Annotated in this window: 20 protein-coding genes, 1 tRNA gene and 2 pseudogenes; 8 read left to right on the top strand and 15 right to left on the bottom strand. The window is 59.1% G+C overall.

Annotated elements, in window-relative coordinates; genetic code table 11:
- Positions 1 to 249: 249 nt before the first annotated feature.
- The 3 genes from ACLD9W_RS09005 to ACLD9W_RS08995 form a co-directional block, all read right to left on the bottom strand.
- Positions 250 to 720, bottom strand: a complete 471-nt coding sequence (locus ACLD9W_RS09005; protein ID WP_410841705.1) for a DUF302 domain-containing protein — start codon at positions 718 to 720, stop codon at positions 250 to 252.
- Between the two features lie 95 nt (positions 721 to 815).
- The gene (locus tag ACLD9W_RS09000; protein WP_410841704.1) at positions 816 to 1,175 is read right to left on the bottom strand and encodes a rhodanese-like domain-containing protein; all 360 of its coding nucleotides are present in this window, start codon (positions 1,173 to 1,175) and stop codon (positions 816 to 818) included.
- An 84-nt stretch (positions 1,176 to 1,259) separates the two neighbouring features.
- Positions 1,260 to 1,595 carry a carboxymuconolactone decarboxylase family protein gene (locus ACLD9W_RS08995; protein ID WP_410841703.1) on the bottom strand — a complete coding sequence of 112 codons (336 nt, stop codon included), beginning with the start codon at positions 1,593 to 1,595 and terminating at the stop codon, positions 1,260 to 1,262.
- A gap of 98 nt (positions 1,596 to 1,693) precedes the next feature.
- Between ACLD9W_RS08995 and ACLD9W_RS08990 the strand changes: the two genes are divergently transcribed.
- The 3 genes from ACLD9W_RS08990 (at position 1,694) to ACLD9W_RS08980 (ending at position 5,396) form a co-directional block, all read left to right on the top strand.
- Positions 1,694 to 2,623 (top strand): AraC family transcriptional regulator, encoded by a 930-nt coding sequence (locus ACLD9W_RS08990; RefSeq protein WP_410841709.1) that lies wholly within the window; start codon positions 1,694 to 1,696, stop codon positions 2,621 to 2,623.
- 65 nt (positions 2,624 to 2,688) lie between these two features.
- Positions 2,689 to 3,363 carry a sulfite exporter TauE/SafE family protein gene (locus ACLD9W_RS08985; RefSeq protein WP_410841708.1) on the top strand — a complete coding sequence of 225 codons (675 nt, stop codon included), beginning with the start codon at positions 2,689 to 2,691 and terminating at the stop codon, positions 3,361 to 3,363.
- 116 nt (positions 3,364 to 3,479) lie between these two features.
- Complete coding sequence (locus ACLD9W_RS08980) at positions 3,480 to 5,396, top strand: ATP-binding cassette domain-containing protein (protein WP_410841702.1); 1,917 nt, start codon at positions 3,480 to 3,482, stop codon at positions 5,394 to 5,396.
- Between the two features lie 149 nt (positions 5,397 to 5,545).
- On the opposite strand, the gene ACLD9W_RS08975 is transcribed toward ACLD9W_RS08980, so the two are convergent.
- Positions 5,546 to 5,621, bottom strand: a tRNA-Lys gene (locus tag ACLD9W_RS08975).
- A gap of 628 nt (positions 5,622 to 6,249) precedes the next feature.
- Here ACLD9W_RS08975 and hemL point away from each other — a divergent pair.
- The gene (gene hemL / locus ACLD9W_RS08970) at positions 6,250 to 7,533 is read left to right on the top strand and encodes a glutamate-1-semialdehyde 2,1-aminomutase (RefSeq protein WP_410841707.1); all 1,284 of its coding nucleotides are present in this window, start codon (positions 6,250 to 6,252) and stop codon (positions 7,531 to 7,533) included.
- A 67-nt stretch (positions 7,534 to 7,600) separates the two neighbouring features.
- Here hemL and ACLD9W_RS08965 read toward each other — a convergent pair whose 3' ends face one another.
- From ACLD9W_RS08965 to groES, 3 genes are all read right to left on the bottom strand, one after another.
- Positions 7,601 to 8,308: a hypothetical protein gene (locus ACLD9W_RS08965; RefSeq protein ID WP_410841701.1), complete on the bottom strand. Its 708-nt coding sequence runs from the start codon at positions 8,306 to 8,308 to the stop codon at positions 7,601 to 7,603.
- A 244-nt stretch (positions 8,309 to 8,552) separates the two neighbouring features.
- Entirely contained in the window at positions 8,553 to 10,190 is a 1,638-nt protein-coding gene (gene groL, locus ACLD9W_RS08960) for a chaperonin GroEL (protein WP_410841700.1), read from the bottom strand.
- A gap of 98 nt (positions 10,191 to 10,288) precedes the next feature.
- Positions 10,289 to 10,576, bottom strand: a complete 288-nt coding sequence (gene groES, locus ACLD9W_RS08955) for a co-chaperone GroES (protein WP_410841699.1) — start codon at positions 10,574 to 10,576, stop codon at positions 10,289 to 10,291.
- Between the two features lie 333 nt (positions 10,577 to 10,909).
- Between groES and gcvP the strand changes: the two genes are divergently transcribed.
- Complete coding sequence (gene gcvP / locus ACLD9W_RS08950; RefSeq protein ID WP_410841698.1) at positions 10,910 to 13,762, top strand: aminomethyl-transferring glycine dehydrogenase; 2,853 nt, start codon at positions 10,910 to 10,912, stop codon at positions 13,760 to 13,762.
- Between the two features lie 111 nt (positions 13,763 to 13,873).
- Here gcvP and pyrH read toward each other — a convergent pair whose 3' ends face one another.
- The gene (gene pyrH / locus ACLD9W_RS08945; RefSeq protein WP_410841697.1) at positions 13,874 to 14,593 is read right to left on the bottom strand and encodes a UMP kinase; all 720 of its coding nucleotides are present in this window, start codon (positions 14,591 to 14,593) and stop codon (positions 13,874 to 13,876) included.
- A gap of 189 nt (positions 14,594 to 14,782) precedes the next feature.
- Between pyrH and ACLD9W_RS08940 the strand changes: the two genes are divergently transcribed.
- Positions 14,783 to 15,121: a hypothetical protein gene (locus ACLD9W_RS08940; protein WP_410841706.1), complete on the top strand. Its 339-nt coding sequence runs from the start codon at positions 14,783 to 14,785 to the stop codon at positions 15,119 to 15,121.
- A gap of 276 nt (positions 15,122 to 15,397) precedes the next feature.
- Here the strand turns inward: ACLD9W_RS08940 and ACLD9W_RS08935 are convergent.
- Both ACLD9W_RS08935 and ACLD9W_RS08930 read right to left on the bottom strand, forming a co-directional pair.
- Positions 15,398 to 16,405 (bottom strand): annotated as a pseudogene (locus ACLD9W_RS08935) (IS5 family transposase).
- A gap of 185 nt (positions 16,406 to 16,590) precedes the next feature.
- Positions 16,591 to 18,006 carry an alanine/glycine:cation symporter family protein gene (locus tag ACLD9W_RS08930; RefSeq protein ID WP_410841696.1) on the bottom strand — a complete coding sequence of 472 codons (1,416 nt, stop codon included), beginning with the start codon at positions 18,004 to 18,006 and terminating at the stop codon, positions 16,591 to 16,593.
- A gap of 195 nt (positions 18,007 to 18,201) precedes the next feature.
- On the opposite strand from ACLD9W_RS08930, the gene trpC reads away from it, so the two are divergent.
- Together trpC and ACLD9W_RS08920 are read left to right on the top strand one after the other, a co-directional pair.
- Entirely contained in the window at positions 18,202 to 18,984 is a 783-nt protein-coding gene (gene trpC / locus ACLD9W_RS08925; RefSeq protein ID WP_410841695.1) for an indole-3-glycerol phosphate synthase TrpC, read from the top strand.
- 143 nt (positions 18,985 to 19,127) lie between these two features.
- Positions 19,128 to 20,453 (top strand): murein transglycosylase A, encoded by a 1,326-nt coding sequence (locus tag ACLD9W_RS08920; RefSeq protein ID WP_410841694.1) that lies wholly within the window; start codon positions 19,128 to 19,130, stop codon positions 20,451 to 20,453.
- 43 nt (positions 20,454 to 20,496) lie between these two features.
- On the opposite strand, the gene mutY is transcribed toward ACLD9W_RS08920, so the two are convergent.
- The 5 genes and pseudogenes from mutY to ACLD9W_RS08895 all read right to left on the bottom strand — a co-directional run.
- Complete coding sequence (gene mutY, locus ACLD9W_RS08915; RefSeq protein ID WP_410841693.1) at positions 20,497 to 21,624, bottom strand: A/G-specific adenine glycosylase; 1,128 nt, start codon at positions 21,622 to 21,624, stop codon at positions 20,497 to 20,499.
- A 23-nt stretch (positions 21,625 to 21,647) separates the two neighbouring features.
- Complete coding sequence (nth, locus tag ACLD9W_RS08910) at positions 21,648 to 22,310, bottom strand: endonuclease III (RefSeq protein WP_410841692.1); 663 nt, start codon at positions 22,308 to 22,310, stop codon at positions 21,648 to 21,650.
- A gap of 75 nt (positions 22,311 to 22,385) precedes the next feature.
- A complete protein-coding gene (locus ACLD9W_RS08905) occupies positions 22,386 to 23,012 on the bottom strand; it encodes a thermonuclease family protein (protein ID WP_410841691.1) in 627 nt (208 codons plus the stop codon).
- A gap of 139 nt (positions 23,013 to 23,151) precedes the next feature.
- Positions 23,152 to 23,565 carry a hypothetical protein gene (locus ACLD9W_RS08900; RefSeq protein ID WP_410841690.1) on the bottom strand — a complete coding sequence of 138 codons (414 nt, stop codon included), beginning with the start codon at positions 23,563 to 23,565 and terminating at the stop codon, positions 23,152 to 23,154.
- Between the two features lie 132 nt (positions 23,566 to 23,697).
- Positions 23,698 to 23,782, bottom strand: a pseudogene (locus ACLD9W_RS08895) (IS1595 family transposase); the annotation flags it as partial.

Genomic DNA, 23,782 nt, shown 5'->3' with positions numbered 1-23,782 from the left:
AGGTTTATTAAGGATCATTTTGCTAGAAAATGAATTTGCAGCAGTAAATTTGTTACTTAGTGCGTTGCTTCTCTGATTTAGCAGTAAATTTGTTACTTACGCCTGGGTAAACGAAAGGCCGTCTGAAAACCCTCAAACGGAGTTTTCAGACGGCCTCAGCCATTTTGCGCCGCGTTTTAGGGCGCGTTGACAATCAGCCTTGCGGCGGTGTTTTTGGCAAAAAATACCCACAAGACGAATGTCAACGCCCTATTCGCCGACGGTTTTTTCAATCAGCGCCGGCACACGGTCGAGCGTGTTTTCCACGTCGGCCACCGAAATGCCGCTGTCGGCAATCAGGGCACGGGTGTCAGCGACGACGGCGCGCACCTGCCCGTCGGTTTCCGTTACCAGCACTTTGAGCGGCAGGCGCAGGGCGAAGTCGGGGTCTTTCACCATCAGCGGCGTGCCTGCTTTGGGTGCGCCGAACACAATCACCGTGGCCGGCTGCATGTCCAGCCCCGCTTTTTGCGCGGCGGCGCGGTGGTCGATCAGGGCGAACACGGTCATGCCTTTGGCTTCTACGGCGTTTTTCAGGCGGGAAACGGTTTCGTCGAAGCCGTAGCGGCTGGTGACGCTGTGCACGTTCGTCGGAGGCTGCGCTGCTCCCGTTTGCGCGCCAGCGCAGGCAGACAGCGACAGGGCGGCGGCCAGGGCGGCAAATTTTCGCTTCATATTCATTCGGTTCTCCTTCAGTTTATGGTTTTCACAGTTGAGACGTTTGGAAAAAGTGGCCGTCTGAAAGGGTTTCAGACGGCCTTTTGGCAAACGGGCTGTTATTTCATGCCTTTGGCGACGAGATCCTGATAGCCGCCGTGGTTGGTGACGCGGGTGTAGCCCAGTTTTTCCAGCATCTGCTTGGCAAGGCCGGCGCGGCGGCCGGATTTGCAGTAGAGGTTGACGGGGGCGTTTTTGTCGGGCACGGCTTCGGCGATTTTGGCGGTAATCTGTTCGAGCGGGATGTTTTGCGCAGCCGACAGATGACCTTCGGCGTATTCTTCGGGGCTGCGTACGTCTATCCAGACGCCGCTCTCCTGTGCCTGCTGCACCGTTTTAGCAGGTGCGGGCGACAGGGCGAAGGCGGGCTGGGCGAGCAGCGCGGCGGCGAGGAAGGCGGGGAGAAGGAGTTTTTTCATCGGGTTTCCTTTCGGTAATCACGGCACAAATAATGCGGCACAAAGGCCGTCTGAAAGCATTATTTCAGACGGCCTAGACGGTTTTCAGCTTTGGCTTTCCACCGCTTCAAAGGCGCGCAGGGCGTAAGTATAGGCCGCACCGGCGTTGAGGGAAATAGCGGTGGCCAGTGCGCCGGCGATTTCGCCTTCGGTTGCACCCGCTTTGACGGCGGCGGCGGCGTGGACGCTGATGCAGCTTTCGCAGCGGGTGGTGATGGCGACGGCGATGGCGATCAGTTCGCGCGTTTTCGCGTCGAGGGCTTCGGCGGCGGCAGCCTGTTCCAATGTGCCGTAGGCTTGCAGCATTTTCGGGTGTTTTTTGCCCATTTCGCCGAAGGCTTTTTTAACGTGGGCGGTGTGTTCGGGCCAGTCTTTAAACATGACGGTTTCCTTTCGGGGTATGTATTGTTGGAAAGGCCGCCATTATTGCGGGTTTTATAGTATTATAATCTGCAAATCGTATCATGAGGTGGCGCAAAATGGATATTCTCGACAAGCTGGTGGCGCTCTCGCAGGTGAGCGGCAGCGTCGATGTGCAGTGTCTGTTTCAGGGCGAATGGTATGTGCGGCACGAGGCGCGGCGCGGGCAGGGGCTGGTACATATCGTTACGGGCGGCGAGTGCTGGCTCAAAGCGGATGCCGACGACAAGGCGCGGCGGCTGCGCGCGGGCGACGTGGTGTTTTTCCCGCGCACCGCCGCCCATGTGTTGAGCAGCGAGGCCGGTTGCAGCAACAGCGGCGCAGCGGTGGCGGCACAGCGCAGCGGCGCGTTCACGCTCAAACACAGCGGCACGGGCGCGGCGGATTTGAGCCTGTTTTGCGCCCGCTTTTCTTATGACACGCAGGCCGATCTGATGGCGGGTCTGCCGGAAACGGTGCTGCTCGATATGCGCGGCACGCCGCTGCCGCATTTGGTGTCGCTGTTGCAGGCCGAGGTCGACAGGCCGCAGCCCGGTTCGAAGGCGGTGGTTGACGCGCTCTCGGCGGTGCTGCTGGTGTCGCTGGTGCGCGTTTTTCTGGCCGAACATCCGGTGCGGCCGCTGCCCGAGGGGCTGCTCAAAGGCTGGCGCGACCGCCGTTTGCGCGGCGTGATTCAGGCGGTGCTCGACGACCCGGCGCGCGCGTGGACGATTGAGGAAATGGCCGACGCCGCCACCGTGTCCCGCGCCCAACTAATGCGCCTGTTTAAAGCGCACACCGGCACCAGCCCCTACGCCTTCGTCAACCGCATCCGCCTGCAACAGGCCGCCGCCATGCTGAAACAGGGCGCAGATTCGGTGCTCTCCGTCGCCCTTTCCTGTGGCTTCGGCTCGGAAACCCACTTCGGCAAGGCGTTTAAAAAAGCCTACGGCCTCACGCCCGGCCAGTACCGCAAACAGGCCGACGCGGCGGAAGATTTTGTGATTTGAACGCTTTTAGGCCGTCTGAAAGCCAGTTTTCCCCTTTTTCAGACGGCCTCACCCGCACACACACCATGAACGACCTCTCCTATCTCACCCTCTTTCTGCTCGGCTTCTTCGGCGGCGGCCACTGCCTGGCCATGTGCGGCGGCCTCTCCTCCGCCTTCGCCCTGCAACTGCCGCCGCACATCAACCGCCTGTGGCTCATCGTTCTGATGAACCTCGGCCGCCTTTCCAGCTACACCGCCATCGGCCTCATCGTCGGCGCGCTCGGCCAGTTCGGCATTTCCCTCGACCAGACGCGCGGCGTGCAAACCGCCCTGTTTTTCGCCGCCAACATCCTGCTGCTGCTGCTCGGCCTTTATCTGGCGGGGCTGTCCGACCTTGTGCGCCATATCGAAGGCGCGGGCAAACCGATCTGGAAACGCCTCAACCCGCTGCTTAACCGCCTGCTGCCGATCAAAAGCGTGCCCGCCTGTTTTGCCGTCGGCCTGCTGTGGGGCTGGCTGCCCTGCGGCCTCGTATACAGCGCCTCGCTCTACGCCCTCGGCAGCGGCAGCGCCCTGCACGGCGGCCTGCTGATGCTCTGCTTCGCGCTGGGCACCCTGCCCAACCTGCTGGCCTTCGGCTGGTTTGCCGGACAACTCAAAACCCTGCTGCAAAACCGCCGCGTCCGCCTCTTCGCCGGACTTTCCGTCTGCGCCTGGGCGCTGTGGCAGCTTTACCGTGTCGCGCTGACAATATTGTGAACCAAAGGCCGTCTGAAACTTTCAGACGGCCTTTCCCAACCCATGCTCCGTGCTTTTCAGACGGCCTTTTGCCTGTACAATCCGCCCCTTTGCCATTCCCGTCGAAACCCAAACCCATGAACATCCTCCAAGCCGAAAACCTGTCTTTTGCCGTCGGCCATGTCGCCCTGCTCGACAAGGCCGCTTTCCAACTCGACGCCGGCGAGCACGTCGGCCTGATCGGGCGCAACGGCGCGGGCAAGTCCTCGCTGTTGAAAATCCTCGCCGGCGTGCAGAAGCCCGACGACGGCCAGCTGGTGCTGCAAAACGGCCTGAAAACGGTGTATGTGCCGCAGGAGAGTTTTTTCGACCCGCAATCAACGGTGTTTGACGCCGTGTCCGAAGGGCTGGGCAGCCTGCGCGACGTGCTGCGCCGCTATCATGCGGTGCTCTCGGAACTGGAAAAGCAGCCTGAAAACGTAGAACTCGCCGCCGAAATGAACGCGCTGCAAAACCAAATCGAAGCGCAAAACGGCTGGCAGTTCGATGCCGCCGTGCGCCAGGCCATCGGCGAGCTCGGCCTGCCGGAAAACGAAACCATCGCCAACCTTTCCGGCGGCCAGAAAAAGCGCGTCGCCCTTGCCCAAGCCTGGGTGCAGAAGCCCGATATTCTGTTGCTCGACGAGCCGACCAACCACTTGGACATCGACGCCATCATCTGGCTGGAAAACCTGCTGCGCGGCTTTTCAGGCAGCCTGATTGTGATCACCCACGACCGCCGTTTTCTCGACAACATCGCCACCCGCATTGTCGAACTCGACCGCGGCATCCTGCGTTCTTATCCCGGCTCGTTCGCACGTTACAGCGAGAAAAAAGCCGAAGAGCTGGCGGTGGAAGCCGAGCACAACCGCCTGTTCGACAAATTCCACGCGCAGGAAGAAGCGTGGATACGCAAAGGCATCGAAGCGCGGCGCACCCGCAACGAAGGCCGCGTGCGCCGCTTGGAAGAACTGCGCCGCCAGAGAGCCGAGCGCCGCGAGCGGCAGGGGCAGGTGTCGTTCAAACTCGATGCGGGCGAAAAAAGCGGCAAAATCATCGCCGAACTGGAACACGCCAGCTTCGACTACGGCGGCAAACCCATCATGCGTGACTTCTCCGCCGTGATTCAGCGCGGCGACAAAATCGGCCTGATCGGCGCCAACGGCATCGGTAAAACCACCTTTTTAAAGCTGATTTTGGGCGAACTCTCGCCCACTTCGGGCAAGATCCGTCTCGGCAGCAAGCAGGAAACCGCCTATTTCGACCAGTTCCGCAGCGCGCTCAACGAAAACGACACCGTGTTCTACACCTTAGGCCAGGGCAACGATTATGTGGAAATCGGCGGCAAAAAACGGCATGTGATGGGCTATTTGGAAGATTTCCTGTTCCACCCCGCCCGCGCGCAAAGCCCCGTGTCTTCGCTCTCCGGCGGCGAGCGCAACCGCCTGCTGCTGGCCAAACTGTTTACCCGCCCGGCCAATATTCTGGTGCTCGACGAGCCGACCAACGATTTGGACATCGACACGCAGGAATTGCTGGAAGAGCTGCTGCGCGACTACGACGGCACCGTGTTTCTGGTGTCGCACGACCGTACCTTTCTCGACAACGTCGTGACCCAAAGCATCGTGTTTGAAGGCGAAGGCCGTCTGAAAGAATACGTCGGCGGCTATCAGGACTATCTCGACACCAAAGCGCGGGAACAGACTTTTCAGGCTGCCACACCTGCGAAATCCGCCACCGAAGACGCACCCGCCAAGTCCGCCAAACCCAAGGCCAACCGCACCGTCAAACTCTCCTATAAAGAGCAGCGCGAACTCGACGCCCTGCCCGACGAAATCGCCGCACTCGAAACTGAGCAAAACGAACTGGCTGCGCAACTGTCCGACCCCGAAGTCTTCCGCGACTACGAAAAAGCCGCTGCATTGCAGCAGCGTGCGGAAGCGGTGGAAAACGAGCTGATGGAAAAACTGGAAAGATGGGAAGAATTGGAAGCCAAACAGGGCGGGGCAGGTTGAGGCCGTCTGAAAGGCATACGCAGAGCGTTTCCGCAAAAACGCCGCCCCATCAAAACGGGGCGGCGTTTTCACTGCGTGTCCGACCAACTCAAAAACCATAGCGGCCATGCAGGCAAAAAAATGCCGGGTTAGAAAACCCGGCTTTAAATTGGTGGGTCGTGAGCGATTCGAACGCTCGACCAACGGATTAAAAGTCCGCTGCTCTACCGACTGAGCTAACGACCCGCAAGTAAGAAAGGAAGAGCGCATAATAATGAGCCTTCCGCGCCGCGTCAAGCGTTTTTTGTATTTTTTTTTTGCGGCGGCAGGCCGCGCGGCGGGGAAACCCTTCCTGCTTGTGCGAAAGCTGCGCTTCCGAAAGCGCAGCTTCAATGCAGTGAAAACAGGGTAAAATGCCGCGTTTTTATCCGTTTGGAAAACCGCCGTGCGCCGCCTGCGCCTTCCCGTTTTGATTTTGCTGCTTGCCGCCTGCGCCTCCGATTTCCATCAGCGCGAAAACGCTTTTCTGCGCCGCGAAAACGAAGAATCGCTGGCGCAAAAAATCGTCAGAGGGCAGACCACCCGCGCCGACATCGAAACCATGTTCGGCAAGTCCTCCCGCGATAACGGCGGCTGTTACGGTTATCGCACGTCGTCGCTGCCGCTCTACAATTTCCTGCCGACCAATTTTTTCTACATGAAAAGCCGCAGCGACACATGGAAGCTGTGCATCGACTACGAGGGCGACACCGTGGCCGACTACCGTTTCCGCCACGATGTCAAAACCGAAACCGACTCTCCCGCAGGCAGTTTGATTAAAGACATTTTCAGACGGCCTCCAACCCCATCCGCATCAAAAATAAAGGAAACCTCCATGACCCGCAACGAACAACTTTTCACCCGCGCCAAAGCCATCATCCCCGGCGGCGTCAATTCGCCCGTGCGCGCCTTCGGCAGCGTCGGCGGCGTGCCGCGCTTCATCCAAAAAGCCGAGGGCGCCTATGTGTGGGATGCCGACGGCACGCGTTATATCGATTATGTCGGCTCGTGGGGGCCGGCGATTGTCGGCCACGCGCATCCCGAAGTGGTTGAAGCCGTGCGCGAAGCGGCTTTGGGCGGGCTGTCGTTTGGCGCGCCCACCGAGGGCGAAATCGTGATTGCCGAAGCAATCGCCAAACTCGTGCCCAGTGTCAAGCAGGTGCGCTTGGTGAGCTCGGGCACGGAAGCGACCATGTCGGCCATCCGCCTGGCGCGCGGTTTTACCGGCCGCGACAAAATCGTCAAATTCGAGGGCTGCTACCACGGCCATTCCGACAGCCTGCTGGTGAAAGCGGGCAGCGGTTTGCTCACGTTCGGCAACCCGTCGTCCGCAGGCGTGCCAGCCGATTTCACCAAGCACACGCTGGTGCTGGAATACAACAACGTTGCCCAGATCGAAGAAACCTTCGAGAAAATCGGCGGCGAAATCGCCTGCGTCATCGTTGAGCCGTTTGCGGGCAATATGAACTTGGTGCGGCCGTCTGAAAGCTTTGTCAAAGCCCTGCGCGATTTGACCACCAGCCATGGCGCGGTATTGATTTACGACGAAGTGATGACCGGATTCCGTGTCGCGCTTGGCGGCGCACAGTCGCTGCACGGCATCACGCCCGATTTGACCACCATGGGCAAAGTGATCGGCGGCGGCATGCCGCTGGCGGCGTTTGGCGGCCGCAAAGACATCATGGCCTGCATCTCCCCGCTGGGCGGCGTGTATCAGGCCGGCACTTTGTCGGGCAACCCCGTCGCCGTCGCCGCCGGTTTGAAAACGCTGGAAATCATCCAGCGGCCGGGCTTCTACGAAAATCTTACCGCGCGTACCGAACAGCTGGTGCAAGGCTTTCAGGCTGCCGCCGCAGCTGCAGGCGTCGCCTTCTGTGCCGACAGCGTGGGCGGCATGTTCGGCCTGTATTTTTCAGACGGCCTGCCGCGCAACTACGGCGACATGGCGCGCTCCAACGTGGACGGCTTTAAAACCTTCTTCCACGGCATGCTCGACAAACAAGTCGCCTTCGGCCCCTCAGCCTACGAAGCAGGCTTCGTCTCCGCCGCGCATACGCCGGAACTGATTGAAGAAACCGTGGCCGCTGCGAAAGCAGTGTTTCAGGCGATGGCCGTCTGAAAAAACAATCTGCCAAAAAAGCAGCCTGAAAGCGGGATAAACCGTTTTCAGGCTGCTTTTGTATGTTTTACATCGAAATATCCCCGAACCAGGCTTTACGAAACATGATCGGATACACCGTTACCGTGGCAACAGCATCGGCAGCCAGAGCCAATGGGGTGAGCAGGGCGGCGGCGACTTTTTGGCCGGCGGGGGCGGATTTGCCGTAAGAGCGGCCTAATTGCACCGGCAGACGGCTCTCGAAACGGTATTCGGCAGGAACTTTCAAATTGCCGACGGCGTACATTTTTCCGGTAACCGCGCTGCAGGTTTCGTAGCCGTCCGGTTTTTTGTCAAAGCCCAAAGCGGCCAATTGCTTGGCTTCGGCGGGATTGTCGGTTTGGTAGCCCAGGCAGTATTCGCTGCGGAACGAGCCTTTCTCTCCTTCGCGGCGTTCTAAAACAAAGGTGTTGTTTTTGTAGCGCTTGTTTGCTTCAAGATCGCCTTTGCTTTTAAAAGAAAAGGCTTTGGGAAATTGCGCGCGCAGTTGTGCCAAGCGCTGCGTGTTTTCCTCTCCTTGGTCTAAAACGTACCAGTATTTTTCGCCCACCAGTATCAGGCTGCCTTTTTTTAACTGGCTGCTGTCGGCAGTGGCAACGGCAAAGGCGGTGATGTTGTCGCTCTCGTCTGCGGCAAATTCGTACTGGTCGCCGGCCACACGCTCCCACATGATGCCGGTCATGCAGCCGCCCAGCAGCAGGCAGGCGGCAAGGGTGGGGATAAGGTTTTTTTTCATGGGGGTTTCCTTTGTACGTCGGTGTTGGTGGCAGAATGTAGCACAGCATGCCGGATTGGGCAGCCTGAAAGCCGGTTTCCCGTTTTCAGGCTGCTTTTTGTGTGTCTTTTGCGCCGCCTTTTTGCTGCGCGGCGGTACGAAACACAATGTTTTCAGACGGCCTCAACAACAAAAAACACCCGCAGGGCGCAAACCCTGCGGGTGTTGTTTTCAACGCTTGCGCGTCGGGCTTTCAGACGGCCTCTTACATCATGCCGCCCATTCCGCCCATGCCGCCCATATCGGGCATGGCCGGTTTGTCTTCGGGGATTTCGGCAATCATGCAGTCGGTGGTCAGCATCAGGCCGGCGATGGACGCGGCGTGTTGCAGCGCGGAGCGGGTGACTTTGGCGGGGTCGAGCACGCCCATTTCAATCATGTCGCCATATTCGCCGCTGCCTGCGTTGTAGCCGTAGTTGCCTTGGCCTTCCAGCACTTTGTTCACCACCACGCTGGGTTCGCCGCCTGCGTTGGCGACGATTTGGCGCAGCGGGGACTCAACCGCACGCAGTACGATTTGTACGCCTGCGTCTTGGTCGGCATTGCCGGTGTGCAGGTTTTCCAGAGCCGCGCGGGCACGCAGCAGAGCGACGCCGCCGCCGGCAACCACGCCTTCTTCAACGGCTGCGCGGGTAGCGTGCAGCGCGTCTTCCACGCGGTCTTTTTTCTCTTTCATTTCAACTTCGGTCGCCGCGCCGACTTTGATAACGGCAACGCCGCCGGCCAGTTTGGCCACGCGCTCTTGCAGTTTTTCTTTGTCGTAGTCACTGGTGGCGGTTTCGATCTGTTTGCGGATTTCGCCGACGCGGGCTTCAACGGCGGCTTTGTCGCCCAAACCGTCGATGATGGTGGTGTTTTCTTTGCCCACTTCGATGCGTTTGGCCTGGCCGAGGTCTTCGAGGGTGGCTTTTTCCAGCGAGAGGCCGACTTCTTCGGCAATCACGGTGCCGCCGGTGAGAATGGCGATGTCTTGCAGCATGGCTTTGCGGCGGTCGCCGAAGCCGGGGGCTTTCACGGCCACGGTTTTCAGGATGCCGCGAATGTTGTTCACCACGAGGGTGGCGAGGGCTTCGCCTTCCACGTCTTCGGCGATAATCAAGAGCGGACGGCTGGTTTTGGCAACCTGTTCCAAAACGGGCAGCAGGTCGCGGATGTTGCTGATTTTTTTGTCAAACAGCAGTACGAAGGGGGCGTCCAGCTCGGCGATTTGTTTTTCGATGTTGGACACGAAATAGGGGGAGAGGTAGCCGCGGTCGAACTGCATGCCTTTGACGACTTCCACTTCGTTTTCCAGCGATTTGCCGTCTTCCACGGTAATCACGCCTTCTTTGCCCACTTCGTTCATCGCCTGGGCGATGATTTGGCCGATGGCTTCGTCGGAGTTGGCGGAGATGGAGGCCACTTGGGCGATTTCTTTGGATTTTTCCGGCACGGGTTTGGCGATGTTTTTCAATTCGCCCACCAGCGCGGCGACGGCTTTGTCGATGCCGCGTTTGAGGTCGGTGGGGTTCATGCCGGCGGTAACGTATTTCATGCCTTCGGCAACGATGGCTTGCGCCAATACGGTAGCGGTAGTCGTACCGTCACCCGCTACGTCGTTGGTTTTGGACGCGACTTCTTTCACCATTTGCGCGCCCATGTTTTCGAATTTGTCTTTCAGTTCGATTTCTTTAGCGACGGTAACGCCGTCTTTAGTGATGTGCGGACCGCCGAATGCGCGGTCAACCACTACGTTGCGGCCTTTAGGGCCCAGAGTTACGCGTACGGCGTTTGCCAATACATTGACGCCGTTTACCATTTTTTGGCGAACTTCATTGCCGAATTGTACGTCTTTTGCTGCCATTTAAATTCTCCAAATCAATATTAAAAATCTGTTCGAGGCCGTCTGAAAACTTCATATTTGATTCAGACGGCCTTTGGTTCTGAAACTTAATTCAACAATTATTCAACGATACCGAAGATGTCTTCTTCACGCATTACCAACAGCTCTTCGCCGTCGGCTTTTACAGTTTGGCCGCTGTATTTGCCGAAAATCACTTTGTCGCCGACTTTGACATCCAGCGGACGGCGTTCGCCGTCTTTACCGACTTTGCCCGCGCCCACGGCGATCACTTCGCCCATATCGGGTTTTTCGGCGGCCGCACCGGGCAGGACGATACCGGAGGCGGTTTTTTCTTCGGCTTCCAAGCGTTTGACGACGACGCGGTCGTGCAGGGGACGGATAGTCATAAAAAAATCTCCATTTAAGTTGACAGTCATAAAAAACAGACCTTTGCGGTCGAATCGGCAGTCGGACGGCGCACCGCCCGACCCAACGGCGGGGAAAATAGGGCTGCGGCAGGCGAATTCAAGCCCTGCAGGACAATTTTTTCCGCCGCCGCGCCCGTACCGCCGCACAGCCCCGCCCCGTTGTGTTTGAGGCCGTCTGAAACCACCGCTCCGCCAACGTGAAAACGCGGGCAACGGTGTTACAATCCGCGCGTTTTGCCGCGCCTGTTTTCAGAAACGTCATTCCCGCGTAGGCGGGAACGGCCTCATGCCAACCCACTCAAAGGAAAAAACATGAAACTATCCGATCTCTTTAACAACAACGAATTTGCTTCGCGCCACATCAGCTTTGCCGACGAGGCCGCGCTTTTGGCGGCTTTGGGCGAGCAAGACATGGCCGGTTTTGTGGACAATACTGTGCCGCAGAGCATCCGTATGCCGTCCGAACTCGGCCTGCCCGACGCGCTCACCGATGCCGACGCGCTTTTGAAAATCAAGGGCATCGCGGCGAAAAACAAAATCAACAAAAGCTATATCGGTTTGGGTTATTACCCTACCCGCCTGCCGAATGTGATTTTGCGCAATGTATTGGAAAACCCGGGCTGGTACACGGCCTACACGCCCTATCAGGCGGAAATCGCGCAGGGGCGTTTGGAAGCCCTGTTGAATTTCCAGCAGGTGTGCATCGATTTGACCGGCTTTGAAGTGGCGGGCGCGTCGCTGTTGGACGAGGCGACGGCCGCCGCCGAGGCAATGGCGATGGCGCACCGCGTGGGCAAGGTGAAATCGGAGCGTTTCTTTGTTGACAGCCGCGTGTACCCGCAAACGCTGGACGTGATGAAAACCCGTGCCAAGTATTTCGGCTTCGAGCTGGTGGTCGGCGACATTCAGACGGCCTTTGAGGGCGATTATTTCGGTGCGCTGCTGCAATACGCGGGCACCGACGGCGATGTGGTGGATTTAACCGACACGATAGGCCGTCTGAAAGAAAAAGGCACGGTTGTGGCCGTGGCCGCCGACATCATGAGCCTGGTTCTGCTCAAATCGCCTGCCGCGATGGGCGCGGACATTGCTTTGGGCAACACGCAGCGTTTCGGCGTGCCGATGGGCTTCGGCGGCCCGCACGCGGCTTATTTTGCCTTTAAAGACGAGTTCAAACGCTCCGCCCCCGGCCGCATCATCGGCGTATCGAAAGACGCATCGGGCAAACCCGCACTGCGCATGGCGCTCTCCACCCGCGAGCAGCACATCCGCCGCGAAAAAGCCACGTCCAACATCTGCACCGCGCAGGCGCTGTTGGCCAATTTGGCGGGCATGTACGCGGTGTACCACGGCCCCGAAGGCGTAAAACGCATCGCCCGCCGCATTCACGCGCTGGCTTCGGCCTTTGCCGACGCGCTGGTTTCAGACGGCCTCAAAGTCGTACACGAAGTATTTTTCGACACCGTATTGGTGGACTTGGGCAGCAAAGAAAAAGCCGACCAAGTGTTTCAGACGGCCTTGTCGCTGGGCTACAACCTGCGCCGCGCCGCCGATACACAAATCGCCGTGGCCTTCCACGAAGAATCGAGCCGCGAAGATTTGGTCGTGTTGTACTACATCTTTACCGGCAAACAGACCTTCACGCTCTCCGACGAAGTCAAAGGCCGTCTGAACGGCAGCCTGCTGCGCAGCGACGCCATCCTGCAACACCCCGTGTTCAACCGCTACCACACCGAACACGAAATGCTGCGCTACCTGAAAAAACTCGAAGACCGCGACCTGGCCATGAACCGCAGCATGATTTCTCTCGGCTCGTGCACCATGAAGCTCAACGCCACCAGCGAAATGCTGCCCATCACCTGGCCCGAGTTCACCGACATCCACCCCTACGCCCCTGCCGATCAGGCCGAAGGTTACCGCGAACTCATCGACAGCCTCGAAGCCGCGCTCAAAGCCATCACCGGCTTTGACGCCATCTCCATGCAGCCCAACTCCGGCGCACAAGGCGAATACAGCGGCATGCTCGCCATCCGCCGCTACCACGAAGCGCAGGGCCACCCCGAGCGCAACGTCTGCCTGATTCCCAAATCCGCCCACGGTACCAACCCCGCCACCGCCGCCATGCTCGGCATGAAAGTCGTCGTGGTCGATACCGACGAACACGGCAACGTCAACGTGTCCGACCTCAAAGCCAAAGCCGAACAATACAAAGACACCCTCGGCGCGCTGATGATTACCTACCCGTCCACCCACGGCGTGTACGAAGAAGGCATCCGCGACATCTGCCAAATCATCCACGACAACGGCGGCCAAGTGTACATGGACGGCGCCAACATGAACGCCCAAATCGGCATCATGCAGCCGGCCGAAGTCGGCGCAGACGTATTGCACATGAACCTGCACAAAACCTTCTGCATCCCCCACGGCGGCGGCGGCCCCGGCATGGGTCCCATCGGCCTCAAAGCCCACCTCGCCCCCTATGCCCCCGGCCACACCCTCACCGACACCCGCAGCGCGAGTGCAGGCGAAACCGCCGTATCCGCCGCCGCCTTCGGCTCGGCCGCCATCCTGCCGATTACCTGGATGTACATCACCATGATGGGCAAACAAGGCATGAAACAGGCCACCGAATGGGCATTGCTCAACGCCAACTACGTTGCCAAAAAATTGGGCGAAGACTACCCGATTCTTTACACCGGCAAAAACGGCCGCGTCGCCCACGAGTGCATCGTCGATTTGCGCCCCCTCAAAGCCGAAAGCGGCATCACCGAAACCGACATCGCCAAACGCCTGATGGACTACGGCTTCCACGCCCCCACCGTCTCCTTCCCCGTGGCCGGCACCCTGATGATTGAGCCCACCGAGAGTGAGAGCAAAGCCGAACTCGACCGCTTCATCGCCGCACTCAAATCCATCAGAGGCGAAGTGCGGAAAGTCATCGACGGCACCTGGCCGAAAGACGACAACCCGCTTGTCAACGCCCCGCACACCGCCGACGACCTCGCCGACGAATGGACGCACCCCTACAGCCGCGAAGAAGCCGTGTTCCCCCTGCCGCACAACCGCGAACACAAATTCTGGCCGAGCGTCAAACGCGTCGACGACGTATACGGCGACCGCAATCTCGTCTGCACCTGCCCGCCGCTTGAGGATTACCAAGACTAATCCAGCCGCAGCGGCATAAACCGAAGGCCGTCTGAAACCTGATATTCGGGTTTCAGACGGCCTTTTTATGTTTTAAAACTGCCTGCGGCAGCGGCATAACGCCGCCGCGTATCAGCAGTGCACCAACGTGCCTTCGTCTTCGCCGCTGATTACGCGTTTGAGCGCGCCTTCTTTGGCGATGCCGAATACGACGATGTTGAGCTTGCGTTCGCGGCAGAGGGCGAAGGCGGTGGCGTCCATCACTTTGAGGTTTTTGTTGAGTGCCTCGTCAAAAGTGATGGTTTCGTAGCGGGTGGCCGACGGGTCTTTTTTCGGGTCGGCGGTGTACACGCCGTCGACGTTGGTGGCTTTGAGCATCACGTCGCAGTTCATTTCCGCGCCGCGCAGGGCGGCGGCGGTGTCGGTGGTGAAGAAGGGGTTGCCCGTACCGGCGGCGAAAATCACGACTTTGCCTTCTTCGAGATACTGGATGGCTTTGGGGCGGGCGTAGGTTTCGGCTATCTGCTGCATGGAGAGGGCGGATTGGACGCGGGCTTTGATGCCGAGGCTTTCAAAGGCGTCTTTGAGGGCGAGGGCGTTCATCACGGTGGCCATCATGCCCATGTAGTCGGCGGTGGCTCTGTCCATGCTGCCCGCTTGGGCGGACACGCCGCGGAAGATGTTGCCGCCGCCGACGACCACACCGACCTGCACGCCCATTTTGGCGATTTCGGCCACCTGGCCGACTATCTGCATGATGGTGTCGCGGTTGATGCCGAAGGGGTCGCCGCCCATCAGGGCTTCGCCGGAGAGTTTGAGCAGGACGCGTTTGTATTTTGTGGGGGTGGACATGGGATTCCTTTCGGGTAAACGGATGGGGAAGTCAAAACGGCGGGCATTATACGCGCTTCGCGGCGGCGGGAAAAAGGCCGTCTGAAAGCGAGAAAGGCCGGTGGCGGCGCTTTCAGACGGCCTTTTCGGGAGTAAAATCCGCCTGCCGCCTTTTCAGACGGCCTGTCATACTTTTAGGAGACTCTGATGATGAAAACGAAATTGGCCGCCGCGCTGCTCTGTCTGCTTTCCGTTTCCGCCTACGGCGCGTGCAAGGAAAGCGGCCAGCAGTGCGTGCATTACAAAAACGGCAGCGTCGCCGCCGAAGGGGCGTGCACTGTTACGAAATGTGAGGACGCGGCGGGCGGCTCGCTGAAATGGAAGCTGAAAAACACCGCCGTTGCGGTGCAGACCGACAAAAGCGGTAAAACGCTGGTAAACGGCAAGGCGGGGGCGCAGGCGAAAAACGCCAATGCCGCCGCGATGGGTCTGACCTGCTACGCGGCGGACGCGAAAAAAGGCGATTTGTTCTGTGCCACCCGTTATTGAGCGGGCGCGTGGCAAAGAGGCCGTCTGAAAGCCCGCTTCGGGTTTCAGACGGCCTGATATTTTTCCGCCAACGCGTGGGGGGGTGTTGCTTCGCAATGCACGCGTTCTTCGATTTCCGACAAACCGCCAGAGACCTTTGCAAAAAAGCCCTTCCTTCGACAGCCGGAACCCAAACACAGGTTTTCGGCTGTTTTCGCCCCAAATCACTCCTGATTTTACCCAAATACCCCCTTAATCCTCCCCGGACGCCCGATAATCAGGCATCCGGGCCGCCTTTTAGGCGGCAACAGACACACTTAGCCTGTTAGCCGCTTTCAACAGGTTTAAACACATCGCCTTCAGATGGCTTTGCGCACTCACTTTAATCAGCCCAAAATAGGCTGCCCGGGCATAGCGGAATTTACGGTGCAGCGTACCGAAGCTTTGTTCGACCACATAACGGGTCTTCGACAAATATCGGTTGCGCTTCGTCTGCGCCTCCGTCAGCGGACGGTTGCGGTGGGCTTTGCGCATAATGCCGTCCAACAACTGATGTTCTTTCAGATGTTACCGGTTTTCCGCACTGTCGTAGCCTTTGTCGGCATAGACGGTCGTACCTTCGGCAATGCCTTCCAGCAAAGGCGACAGGTGGTTGCACTCATGGGTATTGGCGGGAGTGATGTGCAGTTTCTCGATATAGCCTTCCTCATCGGTACGGGTATGTTGTTTGTAACCGAGTTTGTAGAGGCCGTTTTTCTTTGTCCAGCGGGCATCGCTGTCTTTACTCGGTGTGGTTTGGCCGCTGACTTGTCCTTCTTCATCGACTTCTATAGCTTGACGCTGTTTGCCGCCGGCGGTCTGAATAATGGTGGCGTCAATGACGGCGGCGGATGCTTTCTCTATTTTTAGGCCTTTTTCGGTCAGTTGGCGGTTAATCGGTTCCAGCAATTCGGACAGGGTGTCGTCTTGCGCCAGCCAGTTGCGGTAGCGGCATAAAGTGCTGTAATCGGGGATGCTCAGTTCGTCGAAACGGCAAAACAGGTTGAAATCGATGCGGGTGATGAGGCTGTGTTCGAGTTCGGGATCGGAGAGACTGTGCCATTGTCCGAGCAGGACGGCTTTGAACATGGATAACAGGGGATAGGCGGGACGGCCGCGGTGGTCTCGGAGGTAACGGGTTCTTTGACGATTCAGGTACTGTTCGATCGGTTGCCAATCAATCACCTGATCCAACTTCAATAGTGGGAAGCGGTCGATGTGTTTGGCAATCATGGCTTGGGCGGTTTGCCGGAAGAAGGTGCTCATGAGAAATCCCCTAAATGTCTTGGTGGGAATTTAGGGGATTTTGGGGAATTTTGCAAAGGTCTCCGCCAAACAGTTTTGCAAACCCAAAACCGCGTGCGTGCCTGCGGCATACACCCTACATACGATGTCAAAAGAGGCCGTCTGAAAAGTTTTCAGACGGCCTCTCTCATACCTGCGGGCGCGGTTTACCAGATATCCGATTTGATGCGCCGTTTCAGGCTGGGGTGTTCGGAGAGTTTGAATTCTGGGTCTCTGCCCATACGCAGCTTGGCGGTGTAGTCTTTCAGCAGCAGGAACACCAGCGGCGACAGCAGCAGGATGGCAATCAGGTTGATCAGCGCCATCGTGCCCATCGTCAGGTCGGCCATGTCCCACACCACGGGCACGTTGGCCACCGCGCCGAAGTACACCATCGCCAGCACCGCCGTGCGGAACACGGCCATCGTCAGCCAATGGCTGTTGATAAACTGGACATTGGACTCGGCGTAGGCGTAGTTGCCGATGATGGTGGAGTAGGCAAACATAAACAGCACGACGGTGAGGAAATGCGCGCCCCACGCGCCGACGTGTCCGGCGATGGCCGCCTGCGTCAGCTCCGCGCCTTTGAGCCCGGCGGGCACGTCGGTCGAGAGCAGGACGATAAAGGCGGTGCAGGAGCAGACGATGATGGTGTCGACGAACACGCCGAGCATCTGAATCATGCCCTGCGACACAGGGTGTTTCACATCGGCCGCCGCCGCCGCGTTGGGCGCGGAACCCTGTCCCGCCTCGTTGGAATACAGGCCGCGTTTGATGCCCTGCTCCATCGCCACCGAAATCAGGCCGCCGAGGATGCCGCCGCCTGCGGCGTTGAAACTGAACGCATTGTCGAAAATCAGACCGAACACGTGCGGCACCTGCGGCAAATTGGTGGCGACGATGTAGAGCGCCATCGCCAGATAAAGCACGGCCATCACCGGCACCAGCATTTCGGCCACGCGCGACACGCGGCGGATGCCGCCGAAAATAATCGGCGCGGTGAGGATAACGAGGCCGACGCCGAAGGCTTGTTCGTTCCAGCCCCAGGAATTTTTCGCCGCCGCCACCATGGTATTGGCCTGCACGGCGTTGTAAACCAGTCCGAAGCAGAAAATCAGGCTGAGGGAAAACAGCACCGCCAGCCAGTTTTGTTTCAAACCCGTGCGGATGTAATAAGCCGGCCCGCCGCGAAACTGGCCGCTGTCATGGTCGCGGATTTTGAACAGCTGCGCCAGCGACGACTCGGCAAAAGCCGAACTCATGCCGATTAAGGCTGTTACCCACATCCAGAACACCGCGCCCGGCCCGCCGTTGGCAATGGCAATCGCCACGCCCGCGATATTGCCGACGCCGACGCGGCTGGCCAGGCCGGTAACAAAAGCCTGAAACGGCGTGATGCCGTGCGGGTCGGACACCGCCTTGCGCCCGCCGAGCATCTCGCGCACGCTGCGGCCAAACAGGCGGAATTGGACGAAGCCCGTCGCCAGCGTGAAGAAAATCCCCGTGCCCAGCAGCAGGAAAATCAGGCCGTTCCATAAGGGCGAGTTGATTTCCTTCACCCAGTGGTGGATTGTTTCAATCATATGCAAACCTCTTTAGCAAAACCCGCGCCGCAGGGCGCGAAAAAGGGCGCATTGTAACGGAGCGCAACAAAATTGCAGACAATTTTACGCAGAGGCCGTCTGAAAGACGCTTTTCAGACGGCCTGATGCCGTTTGCCAATTTTCAGACGGCCTATATAATCCGCCGCTTTGCAACCCGCCGCCAAGTCCCCCGCCATGACCGACATCCTCAACAAAATCCTCGCCACCAAAGTCCAAGAAGTCGCCGCCGAGCGTGCCGCCGTGCCGCAGGCGCAAATCGAAAAACTGGCCGCCGACGCCGATGCGCCGCGCGGTTTTTTGCAGGCCGTCCGCGCCAAACACGCCGCCGGCCTGCCCGCCGTGATTGCCGAAATCAAAAAGGCCAGCCCGTCCAAAGGGCTGATACGCGCCGATTTCCGCCCCGCCGAACACGCCGCCGACTACGAACGCGCGGGCGCGGCCTGCCTGTCGGTGCTCACCGACAAACAATATTTCCAAGGCTCGCCCGAATATTTGCAGGCTGCCCGCGCCGCCGTGTCGCTGCCCGTGCTGCGCAAAGACTTTATCGTCGACGAATACCAGATTTACCAGGCGCGCGCCTGGGGTGCGGACGCCGTTTTGCTGATTGCCGCCGCCCTCGAAGCCGCCGAACTCGAACGCTTCGAGCAGACAGCGCACGCTTTGGGCATGGACGTGCTGCTGGAAGTGCACGACGAAGCCGAGCTGGAAAAATGCGCCCGCCTTACCACGCCGCTGGTCGGCGTCAACAACCGCAACCTGCGTACGTTTGAAGTATCGCTCGACCAAACCCTGCGCCTGCTGCCGCATCTGGCGGGCAAGACCGTCGTCAGCGAAAGCGGCATCCGCAGCCGGGACGACATCGTCTTCATGCAGTCGCACGGCGTGCACACCTTCCTTATCGGCGAAACCTTTATGCGCGCCGACGACATCGCCGCCGAAGTCGCCAAGCTGTTTTAACCGCCCGCCGCCTCGCCGCGCCGCTGCTCCCGCACAAACAGACGGCGCGGCGGCCTGTGTTATAGTGCCGCCCGTTTTCCATTCCCACGTTTTTCAGGCCGTCTGAAAGCAGGACTCCTTTCAGACGGCCTCCCGTTTTTAAAATGAACAAAACCGCATCCCGCACCGCTCTCCTCCTGCTCGCCGCCATTCTGGCCGCCTGCACATCGAAAAAACCCGTCAAGCCCGCCCATCCCGGCCAAACCCTACAACCCCTCCCCTACCGCACGCCCCAGCCCGCAGGCCACCCCGTGCCCGCAGGCACCACCGCATCCAGCGGCGACGCGCTCTACACCGCCGCAAGCTACGCCGCCCTGCCGCAATGGCCGCAGCAGCCCTTTGCCGACAGCCTCGCCTCCTTCCTCAAAGGCTGCGAAAAACTTAAAGCCCGAGCCGAATGGCAGGCCGTCTGCGCCCAGGCCGCGCAAACCCCGCGCGACCACACCTCCGCCCGCCGCTTCTTCGAACAATACTTCACCCCCTGGCAGGTTGCCGGCGGCGGCAAAGCCGCCGGCACGGTCACCGGCTACTACGAACCCGTCCTCCACGGCAGCGCGACGCCCTCCGCCCAAGCCCGCTTCCCCATCTACGGCGTGCCCTACGACTTCGTATCCGTCGACCTGCCCGCCGCCCTGCGCAACAGCAAAGCCACCGTCCGTATCCGCCAAACCGGCCAAAACAGCGGCGTTATCGACCCCGCAGGCGCCTACACCGCCAACCTCGCCGCCTTCCCGCTGAACGAGCGCAGCAAAGCCCTCAAAGGCCGCTTTGCCGGCAACCGCTTCGTCCCCTACCACACCCGCCGCGAAATCAACGGCGGCGCACTCAACGGCAAAGCCCCCGTCCTCGGTTACGCCGCCGACCCCGTCGAACTCTTCTTCCTGCAAATCCAAGGTTCAGGCCGTCTGAAAACCCCCGACGACCGCTACATCCGCCTGGGCTATGCCGACAAAAACGAACACCCCTACGTCTCCGTCGCCCGCTACATGGCCGACCGCGGCTACCTCGCCCTCGCCCAAACCGACATGCAGGGCATCAAAAACTACATGCGGCAAAACCCGCAGCGCCTGGCCGAAGTGCTCGGCCAAAACCCCAGCTACGTCTTCTTCCGCCCCCTGCCCGACAACGGCGACGGCCCCATCGGCGCATTGGGCACACCGCTCACCGGCGGCTATTCCGGCGCGGTCGACAAACACTACATCACCCTCGGCGCCCCCCTCTTCCTCGCCACCGCCCACCCCGAAACCGGCCGCGCCCTCAACCGCCTCATCATGGCGCAGGACACCGGCAGCGCCATCAAAGGCGCTGTGCGCGTCGACTTCTTCTGGGGCTACGGCGACGAAGCCGGCCGCATCGCCGGCAAAATGAAACACACCGGCTACGTCTGGCAGCTCCTGCCCAACGGCATGATGCCCCAATACACACCCTGACGCCGCAGGCAAAAAGGCCGTCTGAAATCTCTTTCAGACGGCCTTATTTTTTCCCGTCCAAATACGCCGCCAGCGGTTTGGGCAGGCCATAGTCGGGCAGGTTTTGCGGCGGCACCCACAGGCCGTCTGAAACGTCTTCTTCACACGCGGCGGGCGTTTGGGCGCATTCGGCGGCGTAGGGGGTGATGAAGAGCAGGCGGTGGGTGAGGCGGTGGGTGACGGGGGCTTGTTCTTCGAGGCCGTCTGAATCTATGCCGTGGCGGGCGGCGGCGGCCTGCGTTTCGGCGAGGGTGGGGAAACAGGGGACGCAGTAGAGGCCGCCCCAGATGCCTTTGGCGGGGCGTTTTTGTAGCAGCAGGGCGCCGTCGCGGCGGCGCAGGACAAGCCAGTAGAGCGGCAGGGTTTGCACGGCGGGCGGGGTTTTGCGGCGGGGCAGTTCGGCGGTGCGGCCTTGCGCTTTTGCCTGGCAGATGTCGGCCATCGGGCAGGCGGCGCATTGCGGTTTGCCGCGTTTGCAGACGGTGGCGCCGAGATCCATCAGCCCCTGGGTGTAGGCGGGCATGGCGGCGGGATCGGCGGGCAGCAGGCTTTCGGCCAGTGTCCACAGGGTTTGTTCGAAGGCTTTGTCGGCGGGGTTGCCGTCGCGGGCGAAGACGCGGCAGAGGACGCGTTTGACGTTGCCGTCGAGGATGGTTTCGCGGCGGTGGAAGGCGAAGGCAGCGATGGCGGCGGCGGTGCTGCGGCCGACGCCGCTGAGGGTTTCGAGGGCGGCGCTGGAGTCGGGGAATATTCCGCCGTGCTCTGTGACGATTTGTTTGGCGGCTTTGTGTAGGTTGCGGGCGCGGCTGTAATAGCCCAAGCCCTGCCAGAGGGCGAGCACTTGGTCTTCGGGGGCGGTGGCGAGGTCGGCGACAGTGGGGAAGGCGGCGAGAAAGCGGGGGTAGTATTCGGCGACGGTGGCGACTTGGGTTTGCTGCAACATGATTTCGGATAGCCAGACGCGGTAGGGGTCGCGGCTGTGCCAGGGGAGATTGTGGCGGCCGTGTTGTTTCTGCCAGCGGATAAGGCGTTCGGCGAAGGTGTCGTTGAGGCCGTCTGAACGGGTTTCGGAAACGTCATTCCCGTGTGTTTGAGGCGGGAGCGGCCTTTGTGCGGTTGGGGCGGTGTGCATGGTTTGTTTTTTATGATTGGGGTTCAGACGGCCTTTGCGGCGGGCGGCGGCAGTTCGACGGTTTTGCCTTTGTATTCGCACAAGTCGTTCACAATGCATTGGTGGCACAGCGGTTTTTGCGCCTTGCAGACGTAGCGGCCGTGCAGGATGAGCCAGTGGTGGGCGTTGAGCAGAAATTCTTTGGGCACGACGCGCATCAGTTTGTCTTCCACTTCGCGCACGTCTTTGCCGGGGGCGAGGTTCATGCGGTTGCTGACGCGGAAGATGTGGGTGTCGACGGCCATCACGGGCTGGCCGAAGGCGGTGTTGAGGACGACGTTGGCGGTTTTGCGGCCGACGCCGGGCAGCGCTTCGAGTTCTTCGCGCGTCTGCGGCACTTGGCCTCCGTGTTTTTCCAAAAGGATGCGGCAGGTTTCGATGATGTGTTTGGACTTGGTTTTGTAAAGGCCGATGGTCTGCGTGTATTCCATCACGCCTTCCAGCCCCAAATCGAGCATGGCCTGCGGCGTGGGCGCGGCGGGAAACAGGCGGGCGGTGGCCTTGTTGACGCCTTTGTCGGTAGCCTGCGCTGACAGCAGCACGGCAATCAAGAGCTGGAAGGGCGAGCCGTATTGCAGCTCGGTTTGCGGATGAGGATTGGCCGCGCGCCAGCGGGCGAAAATTTCTTGGCGGGTTTGCTTGTTCATGGTTTCAGACGGCCTCTTGCGGGCGGGAAAGGCCGTCTGAAAGGGCGTTTCGCTTTTCAGACGGCCTGTTTTGTTTTACTGCCGCTCGCGCGCCTGGCGGCGAAACTGCCAGGGCGCAAGCGGGCTGCGTGCCTGCCACAGGCCGGTGCGGCCTGCGCGGGCGGCGGCTTCGGCGACGGAGTAGGCGGCGAAATCCGCCTTGGCCTGCTGCCGTTTGGCGATGGAAACATAGTGCCAGGCCGCGCCGCTTTCGATTTGGCGGCGGTTGACGTCGAGGCCGTCTGAAACCAGATAGGCGACTTCGCGGCCGTATTGGTCGACGTCGGCAACGCGCACTTCCACCGTTTTATCCAGCACCAGATTGCGCAGCATATCGCGGCTGGCCGTGCCGAAAGCCTGATCGGTTTCCGGCGCGTCGATATAGGCGAGACGGATTTTGTGTTTCGCGCCGTCGCGGTCGGTAACGCGCACTGTGTCGCCGTCGTGCACCGCCGTCACCCGCCCTTCGTAACGCCGCCCCGCCTCGGCCTGCACCGTGCGCCCTTGCGGCGCTTTGCGCGGCGTTTCGGCCTGCGGCCGCTCGATCTGCCGCGCCCAGGCCTGCGCCCGATGCAGCCATTTTTGCGCCTCTTTCACTTCGGGCAGGCCGAACACACCCAGCGCGGCAGCCAGCCAGAGAAGCAGCATTTTCGGTTGGAACATCTGTTTTTCCGTGTCGTTGCAAAAGGCGGCATTTTACCGCACACACCCTACGTCGGGACTGAAGGTTTCATGCGTGCTACGGCTTGCTACCTATAAATTTGAAAATTTATGCAGGCTACGGCTTGCTTGTTATTCCCAATTATTCAAAGAAAAAATTATAGAAGTTTTTTACTTCAATACTTAGTTTAGTTGACTGAAAAAAAACATTAAGTTCAGCAATAAATTCATCGTCCTCTAGAATAAAATAATCATCATTATTAATATTCTTCGAAAAGAATTTTTCTGACAATGCCATTATTTCAGACAATGTTTGTATAAAATCTCCTAAAGAAGAAGCTATTTTTTTAGGTTCTTTTGACCCCAATCGTAAAGAAAAGATTCCAAGGGTTTCCTTTGAAATTAATATAGGCTCGTCATTTTGATTAGCTATATAGAGATAATTCTCTATGTTTATGGCTTCTTGCCATCCTACTAGGCCTTCTTGATTTTCAGATGAAGCAAAAATTAAATTAAATGGCTGACCTATATGAATTTGAGGATTTAATGTTATCAAATTGAAAAATAGTTAATGATATATGCATTATCTTGTAATATTTTTTCGTCAATTATAATTTCCCCAAAATCGATCTCCTTACGAGAAAGTTGACCATAAATATTAGAAAAATTTTGGGGCTGTCCTAGATAACTAGGATAAATTATCTATTACCAATTGTTTCAAAATGGAAATTTGAACTTTTATTTCACTGTTGTTAAAACGCCATTCGCACTCC

This window comes from Neisseria sp. WLZKY-1, assembly GCF_046546535.1.
Lineage (GTDB): Bacteria > Pseudomonadota > Gammaproteobacteria > Burkholderiales > Neisseriaceae > Neisseria.
This window is presented reverse-complemented; position numbering and strand designations above follow the sequence as displayed.